The organism is Gordonia sp. 135 (assembly GCF_009720185.1).
Classification (GTDB): Bacteria; Actinomycetota; Actinomycetes; order Mycobacteriales; family Mycobacteriaceae; genus Gordonia; species Gordonia alkanivorans.
This window is the reverse complement of sequence record NZ_CP046257.1, coordinates 2,080,802-2,095,987: the sequence shown is the minus strand read 5'-3', so window position 1 is coordinate 2,095,987 and position 15,186 is coordinate 2,080,802. Positions and strand designations below refer to the sequence as shown.

The 15,186-nt window shown below is 67.0% G+C and carries 16 protein-coding genes; 6 read left to right on the top strand and 10 right to left on the bottom strand.

The genetic code is table 11. The annotated features are described in order from the left end of the window. Positions 1 to 195 precede the first annotated feature (195 nt). Both GKZ92_RS09550 and GKZ92_RS09545 read left to right on the top strand, forming a co-directional pair. Positions 196 to 1,593, top strand: a complete 1,398-nt coding sequence (locus GKZ92_RS09550) for an amidohydrolase family protein (RefSeq protein WP_035755334.1) — start codon at positions 196 to 198, stop codon at positions 1,591 to 1,593. Between the two features lie 8 nt (positions 1,594 to 1,601). Then, positions 1,602 to 2,546, top strand: coding sequence for an antibiotic biosynthesis monooxygenase (locus tag GKZ92_RS09545; RefSeq protein ID WP_139319595.1), 945 nt, complete (start codon positions 1,602 to 1,604; stop codon positions 2,544 to 2,546). 16 nt (positions 2,547 to 2,562) lie between these two features. Here the strand turns inward: GKZ92_RS09545 and GKZ92_RS09540 are convergent, their stop codons facing one another. Beyond that, positions 2,563 to 2,970, bottom strand: coding sequence for a YchJ family protein (locus GKZ92_RS09540; protein ID WP_006360596.1), 408 nt, complete (start codon positions 2,968 to 2,970; stop codon positions 2,563 to 2,565). Positions 2,971 to 3,066: 96 nt separating this feature from the next. On the opposite strand from GKZ92_RS09540, the gene GKZ92_RS09535 reads away from it, so the two are divergent. After that, positions 3,067 to 3,279, top strand: a complete 213-nt coding sequence (locus tag GKZ92_RS09535; protein ID WP_006360595.1) for a dodecin — start codon at positions 3,067 to 3,069, stop codon at positions 3,277 to 3,279. A 17-nt stretch (positions 3,280 to 3,296) separates the two neighbouring features. Here the strand turns inward: GKZ92_RS09535 and GKZ92_RS09530 are convergent, their stop codons facing one another. Then, positions 3,297 to 4,181 (bottom strand): alpha/beta fold hydrolase, encoded by an 885-nt coding sequence (locus GKZ92_RS09530; RefSeq protein ID WP_006360594.1) that lies wholly within the window; start codon positions 4,179 to 4,181, stop codon positions 3,297 to 3,299. Positions 4,182 to 4,257: 76 nt separating this feature from the next. Between GKZ92_RS09530 and GKZ92_RS09525 the strand changes: the two genes are divergently transcribed. After that, the gene (locus tag GKZ92_RS09525; protein ID WP_006360593.1) at positions 4,258 to 4,878 is read left to right on the top strand and encodes a TetR/AcrR family transcriptional regulator; all 621 of its coding nucleotides are present in this window, start codon (positions 4,258 to 4,260) and stop codon (positions 4,876 to 4,878) included. Here GKZ92_RS09525 and GKZ92_RS09520 read toward each other — a convergent pair. The 5 genes from GKZ92_RS09520 to GKZ92_RS09500 form a co-directional block, all read right to left on the bottom strand. Then, the gene (locus GKZ92_RS09520; protein WP_035755332.1) at positions 4,852 to 5,526 is read right to left on the bottom strand and encodes a TetR/AcrR family transcriptional regulator; all 675 of its coding nucleotides are present in this window, start codon (positions 5,524 to 5,526) and stop codon (positions 4,852 to 4,854) included. The two genes, GKZ92_RS09525 and GKZ92_RS09520, sit on opposite strands and share 27 nt — an antisense overlap. 96 nt (positions 5,527 to 5,622) lie before the next feature. Then, positions 5,623 to 6,768 (bottom strand): acyl-CoA dehydrogenase family protein, encoded by a 1,146-nt coding sequence (locus GKZ92_RS09515; protein ID WP_155225213.1) that lies wholly within the window; start codon positions 6,766 to 6,768, stop codon positions 5,623 to 5,625. 21 nt (positions 6,769 to 6,789) lie between these two features. Further along, positions 6,790 to 8,466 (bottom strand): class I adenylate-forming enzyme family protein, encoded by a 1,677-nt coding sequence (locus tag GKZ92_RS09510; RefSeq protein WP_035755331.1) that lies wholly within the window; start codon positions 8,464 to 8,466, stop codon positions 6,790 to 6,792. A 47-nt stretch (positions 8,467 to 8,513) separates the two neighbouring features. Further along, positions 8,514 to 9,263, bottom strand: coding sequence for an SDR family NAD(P)-dependent oxidoreductase (locus GKZ92_RS09505; RefSeq protein WP_006360589.1), 750 nt, complete (start codon positions 9,261 to 9,263; stop codon positions 8,514 to 8,516). 32 nt (positions 9,264 to 9,295) lie between these two features. Next, positions 9,296 to 10,087, bottom strand: a complete 792-nt coding sequence (locus tag GKZ92_RS09500) for an enoyl-CoA hydratase-related protein (RefSeq protein ID WP_005196147.1) — start codon at positions 10,085 to 10,087, stop codon at positions 9,296 to 9,298. A gap of 233 nt (positions 10,088 to 10,320) precedes the next feature. On the opposite strand from GKZ92_RS09500, the gene GKZ92_RS09495 reads away from it, so the two are divergent. Both GKZ92_RS09495 and eutC read left to right on the top strand, forming a co-directional pair. Beyond that, positions 10,321 to 11,730 (top strand): ethanolamine ammonia-lyase subunit EutB, encoded by a 1,410-nt coding sequence (locus tag GKZ92_RS09495; RefSeq protein ID WP_042376157.1) that lies wholly within the window; start codon positions 10,321 to 10,323, stop codon positions 11,728 to 11,730. Then, on the top strand, positions 11,727 to 12,527 hold the full coding sequence (eutC, locus tag GKZ92_RS09490; RefSeq protein ID WP_006360587.1) for an ethanolamine ammonia-lyase subunit EutC: 801 nt from the start codon (positions 11,727 to 11,729) through the stop codon (positions 12,525 to 12,527). The genes GKZ92_RS09495 and eutC overlap by 4 nt, the downstream gene beginning before the upstream one ends. A gap of 21 nt (positions 12,528 to 12,548) precedes the next feature. Here eutC and GKZ92_RS09485 read toward each other — a convergent pair whose 3' ends face one another. Genes GKZ92_RS09485 through GKZ92_RS09475 form a run of 3 tightly spaced genes read right to left on the bottom strand, consistent with a single transcriptional unit; the run spans position 12,549 to position 15,170 of the window. Then, positions 12,549 to 12,884, bottom strand: coding sequence for an SHOCT domain-containing protein (locus tag GKZ92_RS09485; protein ID WP_006360586.1), 336 nt, complete (start codon positions 12,882 to 12,884; stop codon positions 12,549 to 12,551). A gap of 13 nt (positions 12,885 to 12,897) precedes the next feature. Further along, complete coding sequence (locus GKZ92_RS09480) at positions 12,898 to 13,335, bottom strand: DUF6325 family protein (protein ID WP_006360585.1); 438 nt, start codon at positions 13,333 to 13,335, stop codon at positions 12,898 to 12,900. Further along, positions 13,332 to 15,170, bottom strand: a complete 1,839-nt coding sequence (locus GKZ92_RS09475) for an AMP-dependent synthetase/ligase (RefSeq protein WP_006360584.1) — start codon at positions 15,168 to 15,170, stop codon at positions 13,332 to 13,334. Before GKZ92_RS09475 ends, GKZ92_RS09480 begins: the two co-directional genes overlap by 4 nt. Positions 15,171 to 15,186: the final 16 nt, after the last annotated feature.

The following is a 15,186-nucleotide window of genomic DNA, read 5'->3' as shown; positions in this document are numbered from 1 at the left end:
ACGGACACGAATCGGTAGCGGTTCGCGATCTCGCCCCTGCCGCTCGGGTAGGGCTGTTCATACTGGCTGCGAGCCTGTGACGACGACGTCCACCGCGCCACGCCCATATCGTTCTGCACCACCGTGACGAGCGTGGAATTCTTGTGCGGTGATGCCCGATTACGTGATGTCAGCTCGTGAGCGGAGGAGCTTTCGATGACCGATCATGTCCACCACGGTCACATCTTCCATCTGGCCGGCAGCCCCTTGATCACCGAAGCGTCCGACGCTCTCGTGGAGATCCCCGACGGCGCCCTGGCGATCGGGGCCGACGGCATGATCAAGTACTGCGGCGAGAAGTCCGGGCTACCAGCGGAGTTCGCCTCCGCTCGACGGCACGAGCATTCCGGCGGTTACCTGATCCCCGGTTTCGTCGACACCCACATCCACTTCCCGCAGACGTACGCGGGCGACTCCTACGGTGGCGGGCAACTCCTGGAATGGCTGAACCTCTGCATCTTCCCGTCCGAGTCGAAGTTCGCCGACCCCGAGTTCGCGCAGGCCGCAGCCGTCGAGTTCACCAAGCGACGGGTCGCGGCCGGCACCACCGCGATGATGGCATTCGGTTCGGCGTTTCCCCACGCCCAGGACGCGCTGTTCGAGGAGACCCGAAGGACGGGTCTGCGCCTCGTCTCCGGGCGCGGAATCCAGACGGTCGGCGGTGACACCGCGAAACCGCTACTCACCTCTGAAGACGACGCGATCCGCCTGACGAGGGACGAGATCGAGAAGTGGCACGCCGCCGACACCGGCGACTACCGGACCGCGCTCCTACATGTGGCGATCGTCCCGAGGTTCTCGTTGTCGGTGACCACCCAGACACTGCAGAACCTCGGCGAGCTCTACGACGAGTACCGCGACCGGGGCGTCTACGTGCACACCCATCTCAACGAGAACGGCCGGCCCGGAACCGGCGAGATCGACACGACCAAGAACGTCTATCAGGTCGACTCGTATCTCGACACCTACGACGGGAAGTTCCTGCCGGGATCACAGGTCGGCGGCAAGAGCCTGCTCGGTCCGCGCACCATCCTCGCGCACTCCGTGCACTGCCAGGACTCCGAACTGGCGCGCATGGCCGAGACCGGGACGTCGATCTCGCATTGCCCGGTGTCGCAGCTGTTCCTCGGTTCCGGGACGATGCCGTGGAAACGCACGGTCGCGTCCGGGGTGAACATCTCCGCGGGAACCGATTTCGGGGGCGGTGACGAGTGGCTCATCCCCCGCGTACTCGGCGACGCCTTCAAGCAACACATCACCGAACCCGGCGAGGCGGGGGTGTCGATGCATCCGGCGGAAATGCTGTTCATCGGAACACTCGGCGGAGCGCGCGCACTCGACATGGAGAGTCGCTTCGGCAACTTCGACGAGGGCAAGGAGGCGGACTTCCTCGTCATCGAGCCGGCCGACGGCCTGAAAGCCACGCTGGAGAATGCGGTCCGCTCCGACGATCCCATGCTCGCCCGCGATCAGACCCTCTTCGGGCTGCTGATGGGTATTCGCGAATCCTCGGTCGCCGAGGTCTACGTCCAGGGCCGACGAGTGGTGGTGTAGCCGGCGCGATGGTTGTCACCCTGTCCGTCTTTCATCCCGCTTCGCAGGCGGGATTCGCCGACTGGGCGGCATTGCTCGCCGCGTCGGCGGCCGACACCGAGGGCTGCCTCGGCACCGACATCTCGACGGTGACCGATGGCCATTTCGAACCGGCGGTGGCGGCGACCTTCGTCGACGAGATGGCATGTGACCGGTGGGTCGACAGCGCCCGGCGCGCGGAAATCCTGCGCAAGGGACGCGATCTCGGTTGGCTGCCGTCGGCGCCGACGCTCGAACTCGTCGACGGGGAGGCTCCTCCACCGGGCGTCGGCGCCTTCCGACACGAGATCGTGCCCGGCAGATCCGCGGAGTTCCTCGACGCCCAGCGCGAGCTGACCGGTGCGGCAAGCGGTTTCAGCGGCTATGAGGGAACCGCGCTCTTCGTCGACGACGAGACGAACACCGCGTTGTCCGTACTGAGGTTCCGCACCGACCGGCAACTGTCGGCCTGGGTATCGTCGCGGGAACGCGGTGAGGCACTCGACGTGTTGCGGTCGAGCCTGACCCACGACTTCGAGACGATGTCGGCCACCACCGCCTTCGGCACCACGGTGCGCACCGACCACGGCCGCATCCGTCAGACGCCGAACTGGAAGTCGGCGATGATGGTGCTGCTTGTTCTGTACCCGACGGTGATGATCCTGTCCCGTTTCCTCGGACCGGTCCTCGACGACGCCGGGGCGGAGCCGTGGCTCGCATTGTGGCTCAGTCAGGTCGTGAGCGTCGGGTTGATGCAGTGGTGGCTCATGCCGTGGGCAGCCAAACCGTTCCGCCGCTGGCTCGATCCGGTCGACGGCGACGGTTGGCGCAGCAATCTCGCAGGCGCAATCGCGATCCTGGCGATCTACAGCGCCTGTCTCGCCCTCTTCGCCAATGTCACGTGGCTTCAGTTCTGGGACTACATGGACGCCTGAGACCGGCGGACACGTTTCAGCCGACGATCCCGTCGAGGTAGACCCATCGCCCGTCGTACCGGGTGAAACGGCTGCGCTCGTGGAGAGACCCCCGCTCGGAGCCGGACTTGTAGTACGCGGTGAAGGTGACCTCCCCCTCGGTGTCGAACGGCGATCCACCGTTCGTCGACTCGACGTCGAGGCGGTACCAGCGCATCGCGTCGTCGAGTTCGAGGTCGTCCGGGCGGGTGTCGGGATGCCAGGTGACCCGCAGGTGGTTGAGATCACCGAGGGCGAAAGCGGTGAAGCGCGACCGCATCAGCGCCTCGGCGGTCGGCGCGGCGCGCTCACCGGCGAGGACCGGTCCGCAGCATTCGCCGAAGGGAAAGCCGGACAGACACGGACACCGCGCGCCGGGATCACGGTTTGCCGATTCGGTGTTCATTCCCCGCATCTTAGGGGTAGACAGAAACGAGGTCACCCAAGAGGCGGTCCGGTTGCCCGTGAGGTGAGCGGACCGACGCCAATGGAGGGAGAATCCTTGTCCGACAATGTTTATCGGGTCATCGAAGTGGTCGGTTCGGCCGCGACCGGCACCGACGACGCGATCCGGAACGCCATCGCCCGCGCGTCCCAGACGGTCAACCATCTGGACTGGTTCGAGGTGACCGAGACCCGCGGACACATCGAAGACGGTCAGATCGCACACTTCCAGGTCACCCTGAAAGTCGGTTTCAAGATCGAAGGCGCCTGACCCGGGGCCGAGACGTTCTAGTCGCCTGGCGCGGCGGTGAGGAACGCGCCGATCTCGCGCGCGACGGCCTGCGGTTCGTCGAGCATGGACAGCACCGCCGCCCCGGGGATCTCGGCATAGCGGCCCCGAGGCACGAGTTCGGCGAGTCGAGGTCCGTGCGCCGGTGGCATCACCCGGTTGTCGGGCGACCACAGCACGAGCACCTCGCCGTCGAAACTCTTGAGCGCCTCGGTCTTCCGGACCAGCTCGGCGGGCTCAAAGGACGTCGTCGCGTATTTGGTGACGTCGCGCCGGATACGAGGGTCACGCAGGACCGGATCGGTCCATCGGCGCATTCGTTCGTCGTCGACGGGCTTGTTGATCATCCATCCCCACAGCATCGGCAGTCGCCGAAGCCACCCGATCCGTAGCTGGCGCGCCGCGAGGGTGATACCCCCGGGCAGCCGCACCGCCAGGGTGGCCATCTTGCCGGGCAATCCGGGCGGGAAGTTCTCGAAGGCCTCGCACGGGAGGATCACCATTCTCGCGACACGCTCGTCCCGCCCGAGAGCGGTGAGGAACAGCGAACCGCCCCAATCGGAATGGACGAGGGTCACGTCGCGCAGGTCGAGGGCCTCGAGAATGTCCGCGACCAGTCCGACCATCCCGTCCATCGACAGGTCCGCATCCGCGCTGAGCGGGACCCGGTGCGACCCGAGGGGAAGGATCGGCCGGATGTAGCGAAAGCCACTCGGCAGCAACGGGATCACCTCATCCCACACCGTGTGGTCCATGAGCAGCCCATGCAGGAACACCACCGGCGGCCCCGCTCCGTCCTCCGCGTACTCGACGGTGCCGGCGGGCGTCTCGATGCGCTTGAGAGCGCCTTCCTCGGCGCTTGTCGTCTGGTTGAGCTCGGTCATGACGCGTGCTCCTCGCCTTGAACGGACGAGACCGATCAGGCCTCTAGAATGATCATTCTAGAATAGTTGTTCTAGAATGGCCAGGGTGAAGACCGATGAACGCATCGTGATGGCGATGACCGAACTCCTGCGCCGGCAGGGGTATGCCGCGACCGGGATCAAACAGGTCGTCGAGTTGTCCGATGCCCCCATCGGATCGATCTACCACCACTTCAAGGGCGGCAAGCGCGACATCGCGGCGGCCGCACTCCGACAGTCCGGAACGGCCTACGGTGAGTTGGTCGGCATGCTCCTGGCGCCCTACGACGACCCCGCCGACGGGATCGAGGCGGCGTTCGTCGCCGCAGCAGAGACCATCGAACAGGGCGGCTGGCTGAACATGTGCCCCGTGGGGACCGTCGCAGGTGAGATCGCCGACGCCGAACCGGACCTCCGAGAGATCGCCGCAGAGGTCATGTCATCGTGGATCGACGCCGGCGCGGCGCTGTTCACGGCGCGCGGACTCCCCGTGGCGGACGCCCGCTCACTGATGTCGGCGGTGGTCTCGGCACTCGAGGGAGCGTTCATCGTCGCCCGCACCCAGCGCTCCACCGACGCGATCCTCGCCGCGGGTCGAGCGATGGGCTGTTACGCGCGAGCGCTCACCACACAGGCACGGACGGAAGCGATCTCACAGTCGGGCGAGGTAGGTCGGTAGGGCGTCCTCGACGACGAGGGACTGCAACGCGAAGCGGAGCTGGGCCTCGACGTACCGGTCGAGGTCGTATCCGGGCGCGAAATGCCAATGTTTGAGCGCCCATCCGTGCGCCAGCATCATCAGGTCGAAGACCACGAGGTCGGCGTCGACATCGAGGATGAGCCCGGCCTCGATGCCGGCGGTGACCGCGGCACGCATCGGGGCGGAGGTCTCGACCTCGAGTTCCTTGATCCGCTCGCGTCCCGCCGCGTCGAGGGTGCGGCTCTCCCGGTAGGTCAGCACGACGGCGTCGCGGTTCTCGTCGACGATGGTCGCGTACTGACGGAATCCCGCGATCAACTGCTCGACGGGGTCGTCGCCGGCACGGTCCATGGCGGGCTGGAGCTGATCGCGGAACGCCTCGAGAATGTCGACGATCGCGGCGAGCAGGATCTCTTCCTTGCCGCCGAAGTACTTGTAGAACAGGCCGACGCTCACCTGCGCCTCCTCGGCGAGCGCCTGCATCGACATCTGGTGGAAGCCGGTGCGCTCCATGACCTTCACCGCGGCGTCGAGCAGCTGACGGCGGCGCGTGGTGACGCGCACCGCGCGCACCGCCTCCTCGACGGCCAGGTCGGCCGACGACCTCGCCGTGGCGGGTTTCGCCATCGCAGTACTTCCTTCTGGTCCGCTCATGAGCATCGATTCGAACCACCGGACTGTGGACCCGGCGCGATGAATCAGGGTTCGCTCACTGTACAAGTCCTACAGACCGAGGTCTTTGGCGACGATGGTCTTCATGATCTCGGTGGTGCCGCCGTAGATGGTCTGGATGCGGGCGTCGACGAACGCGCGCGACACCGAGTACTCGCGCATGTAGCCGTAGCCGCCGTGCAGTTGCAGGCATCGGTCGGCGGTGCGTACCTGCAGCTCGGTGGCCCACCATTTGAGTTTCGCGGCCCGCGCGGGCGTCAGCTCCCCGGCCGCGTGTTCGGCGATGCAGTCGTCGAGGAACGTGCGGGCGATGTCGAGTTCGGTCGCGAGCTCGGCGGCGACGAACTGGGTGTTCTGGAACGACGAGACCGGCGATCCGAACGCGGTGCGCTCCCGCACGTACTCCAGGGTGCGCGCGAAGGTGCCCTCAGCGGCCGCGACGGCACCGACGGCCAGCGACAGCCGTTCCTGCGGAAGGTTGCGGACGAGCTGATAGAAGCCCTCACCCTCCTCGCCCAGCCGGTTGGCCGCGGGGACGCGCATGTCCTCGAAGGAGAGTTCGCTGGTGTCCTGCGCGTGCAGGCCGATCTTGTCGAGTTTGCGACCCCGCACGAATCCGGGAGTCTCGGCCTCGACGACGAAAAGCGTGAGCCCCTTGTGCTTCTCGGAACTCGTCCGGGTGGCGACGACGAAGAGGTCGCCGTTGCGACCGTTGGAGATGAAGGTCTTCGCACCGTTGACGACGTAGTGGTCGCCGTCGCGGACGGCGGACGTGCGGATACCGGTGAGGTCGCTGCCCGCCCCGGGTTCGGTCATCGCGATCCCCAGCACGGTGTCGCCGCCGACCACTCCGGGCAGCCAGCGCGCCTTCTGCTCGTCGGTGGTCAGCTCGGTGAGATACGGCAGGACGACGTCGTTCTGCAGGGAGAAAGCGATGGCCTCGGCGGCGGCGCCGGTCCGCGCCACCTCGTCGATCAGGATCGCGTTGTATCGGAAGTCGTCGACCCCGGGACCACCGAACTGTTCGGGTACGGGAAAGCCGAGGAGCCCGTTCTTGCCCGCCTCGACGAAGAGGCCGCGATCCCACTGCCCGGCGTTCTCCCAGTCGGCGTGCGCAGGCGTGATCTGTTCGGCCACAAAGCGTCTGACCGTCTCACGGAAGTGCTTGTGTTCGAGCTCGTGGGTGAGTGAGGACATCGATTCTCCCGTTCGGGTGTGTCAGCCGTGGACGCGGTCGGTGGCCGGCGCGGCGAATGCGCCGTCGGTCATCTCCCGTGCAGCGGATTCGGCGGCCTTGTAGTGCAGCTTCTTCCCGGTCGCCGACACGGGTAGGGACTCGACGATGCGGTATGCGCGTGGCCGTTTGAAGCGCGACAGCATCGGATGTGTGCGGCAGTACGCGTCGAGATCCTCTGGCGTTGGCGCATCCCCGTCGGCGGGTACGATGTAGGCGACTACGAGACTTCCCCACTGCTCGTCGGGGACACCCACCACCAGCGAATCCGACACGCCCGGATGGCCGTTCAGCGCCTCCTCGACCTGGACCGGGTGGACGTTCTCGCCGCCGGACAGGAGCATGTCGTCCTTGCGTCCGACGATGGTGACGAACTCGCCCGAATCCCAGGTGGCCAGGTCGCCGATGTGCAGCCAGCTCCCGTTGTACTTCGCCCTCTCCTGCTGTGGGGAGTCGTAGTAGGCGGCCGCGCATTTGGGCGACCGAATGATGACCTCGCCGACTTCTTCACCGTCGCGGGCGACGACCTCATCCGGGCTCGCCAGATGGCCGTCGTCGTGGACGCGGACCACGCGGACGTCGTCGTCGATGCAGGCGCGGCCGGCGGTACCGGCGTGATCGGGCAGGTCGTCGGGACGCAGGAAGGTGTTCCAGAAACCCTCGGTGCTGCCGTAGCCGTTGAAGATCCGCGGGGTGAGGACCTCTTGGTAGCGCAGCGCCGCCTCACGTTCGAGCGGTGCGCCCATCGTGACGATGCCGCGCAGACTGGTGAGATCGCGCGGGTTCGCCGACTGTGCGCCGGCGAGCATCGCCAGGTTGGTCGGCGCACCGATCAGGAACGTCAGCCGGTACTTCTCCACCCAGTCGAGCGTCAGCTCCGGATCGAACGTGCGCATCGGGACGACCGAGGAACCCAGGTAGAACGACGGATTGGGCCCGGCGCAGTAGAGTCCGCCCCGGTGGAACCAGGGCGTCATGTTCAGCGTCCGGTCGTCCGGGGACAGAGGGAAGTGCATGATCACGTCGTGCGCCGAAAAGATCTCGATGGCCGAGTTCATCGGCACCGCCTTGGGCATCCCGGTCGTCCCTGATGTGTACAGCCGGGTGGTCTCGTCGAAGACGCCACGCGCGACGGTCGGCGCCGCACCGCCGGTGACGGGTAGGTCGTCGAAGCGGATGGAGCCGGGGACGAGTTCCCCGTCGCCGACTCCGACGAGCAGTTCCGGCGTGTGGTCGGCGAGCGCGATGGCCTCGTCGACCATCGCACCGATGGAGGCGTCGTAGACGTAGACCTTCGGCCGGCTGATGTCGAGGATGACAGCCGTCTCCCCGGCCGCGAGCCGGAAGTTCACCGGCGACCCGACCGCTCCGGCTGCCTGCGTCGCCAGGTAGAGCTGGGCGAACTCCGGGCCGTTGAGCAACTGGTAACCCACCACGTCGCCGTCGGTCACCCCGCGATCGGCGAGACCGGCCGCGAGTTCGTCCACCGCCGAACCGAGTTGGGCGTACGTCCACTGGCGGCCGGTGAGTGGGTCGATCATCGCGACCTCGCCGGCGTAGCGGCCGACGTTGCGGCGGAATCCGTTCAGGTAGGTGAACTCGTGCTCGAAGAAACTTCGGTACGCGTGCGCGTCGTAGACGTAACTCGTCTCGGGGGTCATGTCGATTCCCTCGGTTCTCTTCTCGGTCCGGGGTGGGTGGTGGCCGGTCAGCCGGCCATGGTGAGACCGCCGCTGACGCTGATCACCTGACCGGTGATGAACGACGCCGCGGGCGAGGCGAAGAACAGGACGGGTGCGGCCACCTCGTCGGGGCGAGCGAGCCTCCGGAACGGGATCGCCTTCACCAGAGCCTCTTTCAGCTTCTCCGGTTGTGCTTGGAAGAGCGGGGTGTCGGTCGGTCCGGGGCAGACCGCATTGACGGTGATCTGATAACGGGCCATCTCCCGCGCGAGCGACTTCGAAAGGGCGATGACGCCGCCCTTCGCGCCGGCGTAGATGGTCTCGCCCGCCGATCCGACGCGACCGGCGTCGGAGGCGAGGTTGACGACGCGGCCACCCTGCCAGCCGTCGGCCTTCGACGCCTCCACCATGCCGGGCAGGAACGCGCTGGCCATGTGCACGGGGCCGAGGTAGTTGATGGCCACCACCTTCTCGGCGAACTCGGTGGTGGCGTTCAGGAACTGGTCCGTGCGGTCCCAGCCGGCCGCGTTGACGAGAATGTCGGGGACACCGACCTCGGCGTTCACGGCGTCCCGCAGTTCGTCGACCTTCGCCCGGTCGGCGACGTCGACGGCCATCGGGATGATGGAACCGGCCTCCTCCGCGGTGCGCTTGGCGGCGTCGAGGTCGAGGTCGGCCGCGACCACCGTGGTGCCCTCTGCCGCGAAGCCGAGCGCGATGGCCTTGCCGATGCCGGACCCGGCTCCGGTCACGACGGCGATGTGCTTGTCACTCATGAGATTTCCTCTGTGCTGTCGCTGGACGGTGATCAGGCACCGACGTACTGGTTGAACTGCGGTGTGCGCTTCTCCGCGAAGGCGTTGGCCCCCTCGAGTCCTTCGGGGGAGTGCGTGAAGAGGTCGAGCGCGCTCATCGCGAGATTCGACAGCCCGGCCTGATGATCGGTGTCGGCGTTGAAGCTCTGCTTGAGGAAACGCAGCGTGGTGGGCGACTTCTCGGCGATCTCGGCGGCGATCTTCTTCGCCTCGTCGAGCAGATCCGCGGCCGGGACGACCCAGTTGACCAGACCCCACCGTTCGGCGGTCTCGGCGTCGTACTGCCGGCAGAGATACCAGATCTCGCGGGCCCGCTTCTCCCCCACGACACGGGCGAGGAAGGCCGAGCCGAACCCGGCGTCGAAGGAGCCGACCTTGGGTCCGGACTGACCGAAGCGCGCGGTGTCTGCGGCGATGGTGAGGTCGCACAGGACGTGCAGCACGTGACCACCGCCGATGGCGAGTCCGTTGACCGCGGCGATGACCGGCTTCGGGATGTCGCGAATCGTCTTGTGCAGGTTCCCGATCTCGAACATGCCGCTCTCGCTCGGTCCGTAGTCGCCGGTCTCGGCACGCTGTTTCACGTCTCCGCCGGTGCAGAACGCCTTCTCGCCGGCTCCGGTGAGGATGACCGCCTGCACTCCGTTGTCGGCCCAGGCACGTCGGAAGGCGTTGATCATCTCCTCGACCGTCTTGGCCCGGAAGGCGTTGTACCGATGCGGTCGGTTCATGGTGATGATCGCGGTGGGTCCCTCGACCGTGTAGTCGATGTCTTCGTAATCCATCCTGCTCACTCCTTGTGTGGGGAATCGCCCGGGGCATGTCCATGCGGGGCGTCTGCAGTGGTCAACGGCGTCTCGGGCGCCGCGGGGAGTCCATTTATGAACTGTGGTGTTTGTATGAGTGAACGTACATTCATCGCGTCTGCTGTGTCAAGGGTCACTGTCGGATCCATGCCGATCCGAGCGGTTCGTTCGCCATGCACACAGGGCCGGGCGAACCTAGACTTCGGGGAACCATGAGATTCACCCAGACCATCTCCGGCACGACCTATGAGTTCGACGGCCTCGTCGAACTCATGGCGAAGGCCACACCCCGCCGCTCGGGTGACGAGCTGGCCGGCTGCGCCGCCACGTCGGGTGCCGAACGTGCAGCTGCGGCATGGCAATTGGCCGATGTCCCGCTCTCGGAATTTCTCGTCGATCTCCTCGTCCCGTATGAGTCGGACGAGGTGACCCGGCTCATCGTCGACACCCACGATCGCGCGGCCTTCGACGAGATCTCGCACCTGACCGTCGGCGGGTTCCGCGACTGGCTGCTCGAGATCTCCACCCGCGCCGACGCTGCCGAACGCATCGCCCGCATCTCCCCTGCTGTCACTCCCGAGATGGCGGCCGCGACATCGAAGATCATGCGCAACCAGGATCTGATCCTGGTTGCCTCGGCCATCCGGGTGACCTCGGCCTTCCGCACCACGATCGGACTCCCCGGCCGGATCGCCACCCGCCTGCAGCCCAACCACCCGACCGACGACCCGCGCGGAATCGCCGCAGCCACGCTCGACGGCCTGCTGATGGGTTGTGGCGACGCGGTGATCGGGATCAACCCGGCGTCGGACTCACCACAGGCGACCGCCGACCTGCTGCACATGCTCGACGAGATCCGTCAGCGGTTCGAGATCCCGATGCAGTCCTGCGTCCTCTCCCACGTCACCACCACCGTCGACCTGATCGGTCAGAACGTCCCGGTGGACCTCGTGTTCCAGTCCATCGCCGGAACCGAAGGAGCCAACACGGGATTCGGGGTGAACCTCTCGATCCTGCAGGAGGCCAACGAGGCCGGCCGGTCCCTGCGACGCGGCACGGTCGGCGACAACGTCATGTACCTGGAGACCGGTCAGGGGTCCGCATTGTCGGCGGGCGCCCACCTCGGCACCGGGGGCAAGCCCGTCGACCAGCAGACCCTCGAGACGAGGGCCTACGCGGTGGCGCGCGCACTGGACCCGTTGCTGATCAACACCGTCGTCGGGTTCATCGGCCCGGAATACCTCTACGACGGCAAACAGATCATCCGCGCCGGACTCGAAGATCACTTCTGCGGCAAGCTCCTCGGACTCCCGATGGGCGTCGACGTCTGCTACACCAACCATGCCGAGGCCGACCAGGACGACATGGACACCCTGCTCACGCTCCTCGGTGTCGCCGGTGCGGCGTTCGTGATCGCGGTGCCCGGCGCCGACGACGTCATGCTCGGCTACCAGAGCCTGGCGTTCCACGACGCGCTGTACGTCCGCCAGGCACTCGGGTTGCGCCCCGCGCCGGAGTTCGAGGCGTGGCTCGCCCGACTCGGCATGTCCGACGCCGACGGCCGAATCCTCCCGGTCGATCCGGCCTCCTCCCCGCTCCTGCCCCTGGCGGCCGGGCGATGAGCACCCCGGACCGGTCTCCGGTCTCCGACGGCGACGACGTCTGGGCCGCGATGCGGCGGACCACTCAGGCGCGCATCGGTTTGGGGCGCGCCGGGAACTCGTTGCCGTCGCGTCGCGTGCTGGAGTTCCAGGCTGCGCACGCGGCAGCGCGGGACGCCGTTCACGAACCCCTCGACGCCGAGGCCGTCGCCGAGTCGCTCGCCGACCTCGACCTCGGCGATCCGGTCGTCGTGACGAGCCGGGCGTCCGACCGAGGCGAGTACCTGCGCCGGCCCGATCTCGGCCGGATGCCGGAGGATCTGTCCGCCCTCACCGAGTGCGGCGCCGAGATCGGCATCGTCATCGCCGACGGCTTGTCGCCGCGCGCGGTCGTCGATCATGCTCACGGCCTCGTGGCCGCACTCCTCGACGCCTTCGAGGATCGCTACACCATCGCGCCGCCGGTGATCGCCACCCAGGCACGCGTCGCACTCGGCGACCACATCGGTGAGGCACTCGGCGCGACGACCCTCATCGTGATCATCGGTGAACGGCCGGGACTGTCGGTCGCCGACAGCCTCGGCATCTACCTGACCCATCTGCCCCGGCCCGGCCGCACCGACGCCGATCGCAACTGCATCTCCAACATCCACCCGCCAGACGGACTGCACTACGAGGTCGCCGCACGGATCACCACCGCACTGGTCGACGGCGCCCGCAAACTCGGCCGGTCGGGGGTGGCGCTCAAGGACACCTCCCGCCAGGCCGCCCGCGAAAACCTCGACGACGCAGACGAGCTCACCGTCGAGCCGTCCTGACCTGGTGCCCGGTCCCAACCCTCACATCCCGAGGATCTTGGCCTTCTGCGCGGCGAACTCGGCTTCGGTGAGGATGCCCTGCTGATACAGCGCACCGAGTTCCTTCAGAGCCGTGATCGTGTCCGTACTGCTCGACTGCGCCGGCGGTCGGGGCGGCTGTGGCGGGGGCGGCGACTCCGGGTACGGGGTCGGCGCGTACTGGGGTGGCGGGTACTGCTGAGCGGTCGGATCCTGCTGGGTGACGGTGCCCTGTTGTGCCCAGCGACTCGCCTGGCGTCGGGACACCCGATTGCTCACCGCCGTGGCGGTTCCGGAGATGACGGCCGTGCGGGCGACCCCGCGGATCAGACCTGGCATGACACCTGTCCCTTCATTCCTCGATCGCGTCGAGCGTCTCGAGCAGCGCGTCGACCGGGATCCGGCCCGACGCGACCACTCGCCCGCCGTTGTTGCGCAGGGCGGTGGCGAACGGCGCCGCCCACAGGTTCTCCCACACGAGAATCGCTGCGCTGGAACCGGGTTCCAGTGCGGCGGCGGCCTCGCGGATGTCGGTGTCGTCGAGAATCGACGTCGCCGCACCGTCGAAGATCGCGAATTCGGCGCCCAGCTCTCCGATCCCGAGCTCGGCGATGGTGCCGTCGGTCGCCTTCGACACGAAGACGATGTCGATGAGTCGCACGATCCCGCGGTCGATCAGGTCCATCAGGTAGGGCAACGCCTCACCCGTGGGCTGCGTCCCCGCCCACTCGACGACGACGTAGTCGACCGGACCGAGTTCGGGACCCGCCGAGTCGTCGTCGGCGGTCATGACCGCAGATCCACGACGGACCCACCCGGCTCCGATTCGTACAGTGCGCCGATCTCGGCTGCGTACTTGGCCGCGATCGGGTTGCGACGCAACTTCATCGTCGGGGTCAGCTCGTCGCCGCCCGGGTCCCACGCCGCCGGGACGATGGTGAATCGTTTCACCTGTTCGACGCGGGACAGCTTTCCGTTGCCGGTCCGGATCGCCGACGAGACCTCCTCCACGATCTCGGGATGCGTCGACAACTCGGCCAGGTCGGCGTTCGGCATGCTCAGCCTCTTGGCGCGTACCGCCACTGCCTCCGGGTCGAGGACCACGAGTGCGGACACATAGGGTTTCGAATCCCCGATCGCCGCGACCTGACCGATCAACGACGACGCCGCCTTCATCGCGTTCTCGATGTTGGTGGGTGACATGTTCTTTCCGGACTCGTTGATGATGAGTTCCTTCTTGCGGTCGACGATGATCACGTTGCCGTCGTCGTCGATCTTCGCGATATCCCCGGTGGACAGCCAACCGTCGGCGTCGATCGTCTCGGCCGTCTTCTCGGGTTGGTTGCGGTAGCCGCGCATCACGACGGGGCCGCGGACGAGCAGTTCACCGTCGTCGGCGAGCCTGACCTCCATCCCTCGTATCGGCGGGCCCACGGTGCCGATCTTCAGATTGTCCGGGGTGGTCATCGTCGAGACGCCGGTGGTCTCCGACATCCCCCAGACCTCCAGGATCGGAATCCCCAGCCCCAGGAAGAACTTCAGCACCTCTACCGGGATCGCCGCGGCTCCCGATCCCGCGAAGACCACCTCGTCGAGTCCGAGTGCGGCACGCACCTTGTGCAGGACCAGCTTGTCGGCGATTCCGTGCTGGACGCCGCCCAGAAGGCCGCTCCCCTTGCCGTCGATACGCGCCTGCGCGGTCGATGCGCCGACCCCGAAAGCCCAACCGGCGAGAGCCCTCTTGACCGGACTGGACTCCTCGGCGACCTTGGCCTCGATGCCGGCGCGGATCTTCTGCCACACCCGCGGAACCCCGAAGAAGAACGTCGGATGCACTTCGGGTAGAGCCGTCGCGATCTCGCGCGGATCGGGCACTGTGGTGATCTGTATCCCGCGCATCAGGTTCGCTGCATGCGACGACACCCGGTCGGCGATGTGGGCAGCCGGCAGATACGAGATCGAGCGGTCGTCGAATCCCACGTCGAGCTTCTCGGCGAGAGCCGCCATCTCCGCGACGATGTTGCGATGGGTGATCTCGACGCCCTTGGGCGGCCCAGTGGTGCCCGATGTGTAGATCAGGGTCGCGAGGTCCTCGGGTTCGACTGCCTGCCACGACGCGGCGAAGTCGAAACCCTCTGGCGGAGGCGTGCGTTCGACGTCGTCGAGTGAGATGGCGCCGTCGGCCACGTCGTCGACGACGACAATGCGTTCGACGCCGGTGTTCGCGGCGGTGATCACCGGCAGGAAGACCTGCTCGGTGATCACGATCCTGTTCTCGGCGTTGCCGAACAGGTACTCGATCTGGTCAGGGGCGCTGGTGTTGTAGATCGAGAACGGGACCGCACCGAGGTGGAGTGCCGCGGTGTCGACCAGATGGAACTCCGGCCGGTTGGTCAGCATGATGCCGACCGTGTCCCCGCGCCCCACGCCGAGGGCGGCGAGACCGCCGGCGATCGCCTCCACGCGGGTCGCGTACTGCGACCAGGTGAGCTGCTGGATGCCACCGACGGTACGGATCGCCACGGCGTCCGGACGGACGGTGACGGTCTGCTGGAACGCGGCCGGGAGCGTCGACACGTCGACGCCGGTCTCATGGGGAAAGGTGATCAGGTCTGCTGCGGTCATCTGGGCCCCTACTCGC

Excerpts from the sequence above, each read along its gene's own strand:
- GKZ92_RS09550 (WP_035755334.1), top strand. The coding sequence starts at position 196 with ATGACCGATCATGTCCACCACGGTCACATCTTCCATCTGGCCGGCAGC.
- GKZ92_RS09545 (WP_139319595.1), top strand. The coding sequence starts at position 1,602 with ATGGTTGTCACCCTGTCCGTCTTTCATCCCGCTTCGCAGGCGGGATTC.
- GKZ92_RS09540 (WP_006360596.1), bottom strand. The coding sequence starts at position 2,970 with ATGAACACCGAATCGGCAAACCGTGATCCCGGCGCGCGGTGTCCGTGT.
- GKZ92_RS09530 (WP_006360594.1), bottom strand. The coding sequence starts at position 4,181 with ATGACCGAGCTCAACCAGACGACAAGCGCCGAGGAAGGCGCTCTCAAG.
- GKZ92_RS09525 (WP_006360593.1), top strand. The coding sequence starts at position 4,258 with ATGGCCAGGGTGAAGACCGATGAACGCATCGTGATGGCGATGACCGAA.
- GKZ92_RS09520 (WP_035755332.1), bottom strand. The coding sequence starts at position 5,526 with ATGGCGAAACCCGCCACGGCGAGGTCGTCGGCCGACCTGGCCGTCGAG.
- GKZ92_RS09515 (WP_155225213.1), bottom strand. The coding sequence starts at position 6,768 with ATGTCCTCACTCACCCACGAGCTCGAACACAAGCACTTCCGTGAGACG.
- GKZ92_RS09510 (WP_035755331.1), bottom strand. The coding sequence starts at position 8,466 with ATGACCCCCGAGACGAGTTACGTCTACGACGCGCACGCGTACCGAAGT.
- GKZ92_RS09505 (WP_006360589.1), bottom strand. The coding sequence starts at position 9,263 with ATGAGTGACAAGCACATCGCCGTCGTGACCGGAGCCGGGTCCGGCATC.
- GKZ92_RS09500 (WP_005196147.1), bottom strand. The coding sequence starts at position 10,087 with ATGGATTACGAAGACATCGACTACACGGTCGAGGGACCCACCGCGATC.
- GKZ92_RS09495 (WP_042376157.1), top strand. The coding sequence starts at position 10,321 with ATGAGATTCACCCAGACCATCTCCGGCACGACCTATGAGTTCGACGGC.
- eutC (WP_006360587.1), top strand. The coding sequence starts at position 11,727 with ATGAGCACCCCGGACCGGTCTCCGGTCTCCGACGGCGACGACGTCTGG.
- GKZ92_RS09485 (WP_006360586.1), bottom strand. The coding sequence starts at position 12,884 with ATGCCAGGTCTGATCCGCGGGGTCGCCCGCACGGCCGTCATCTCCGGA.
- GKZ92_RS09480 (WP_006360585.1), bottom strand. The coding sequence starts at position 13,335 with ATGACCGCCGACGACGACTCGGCGGGTCCCGAACTCGGTCCGGTCGAC.
- GKZ92_RS09475 (WP_006360584.1), bottom strand. The coding sequence starts at position 15,170 with ATGACCGCAGCAGACCTGATCACCTTTCCCCATGAGACCGGCGTCGAC.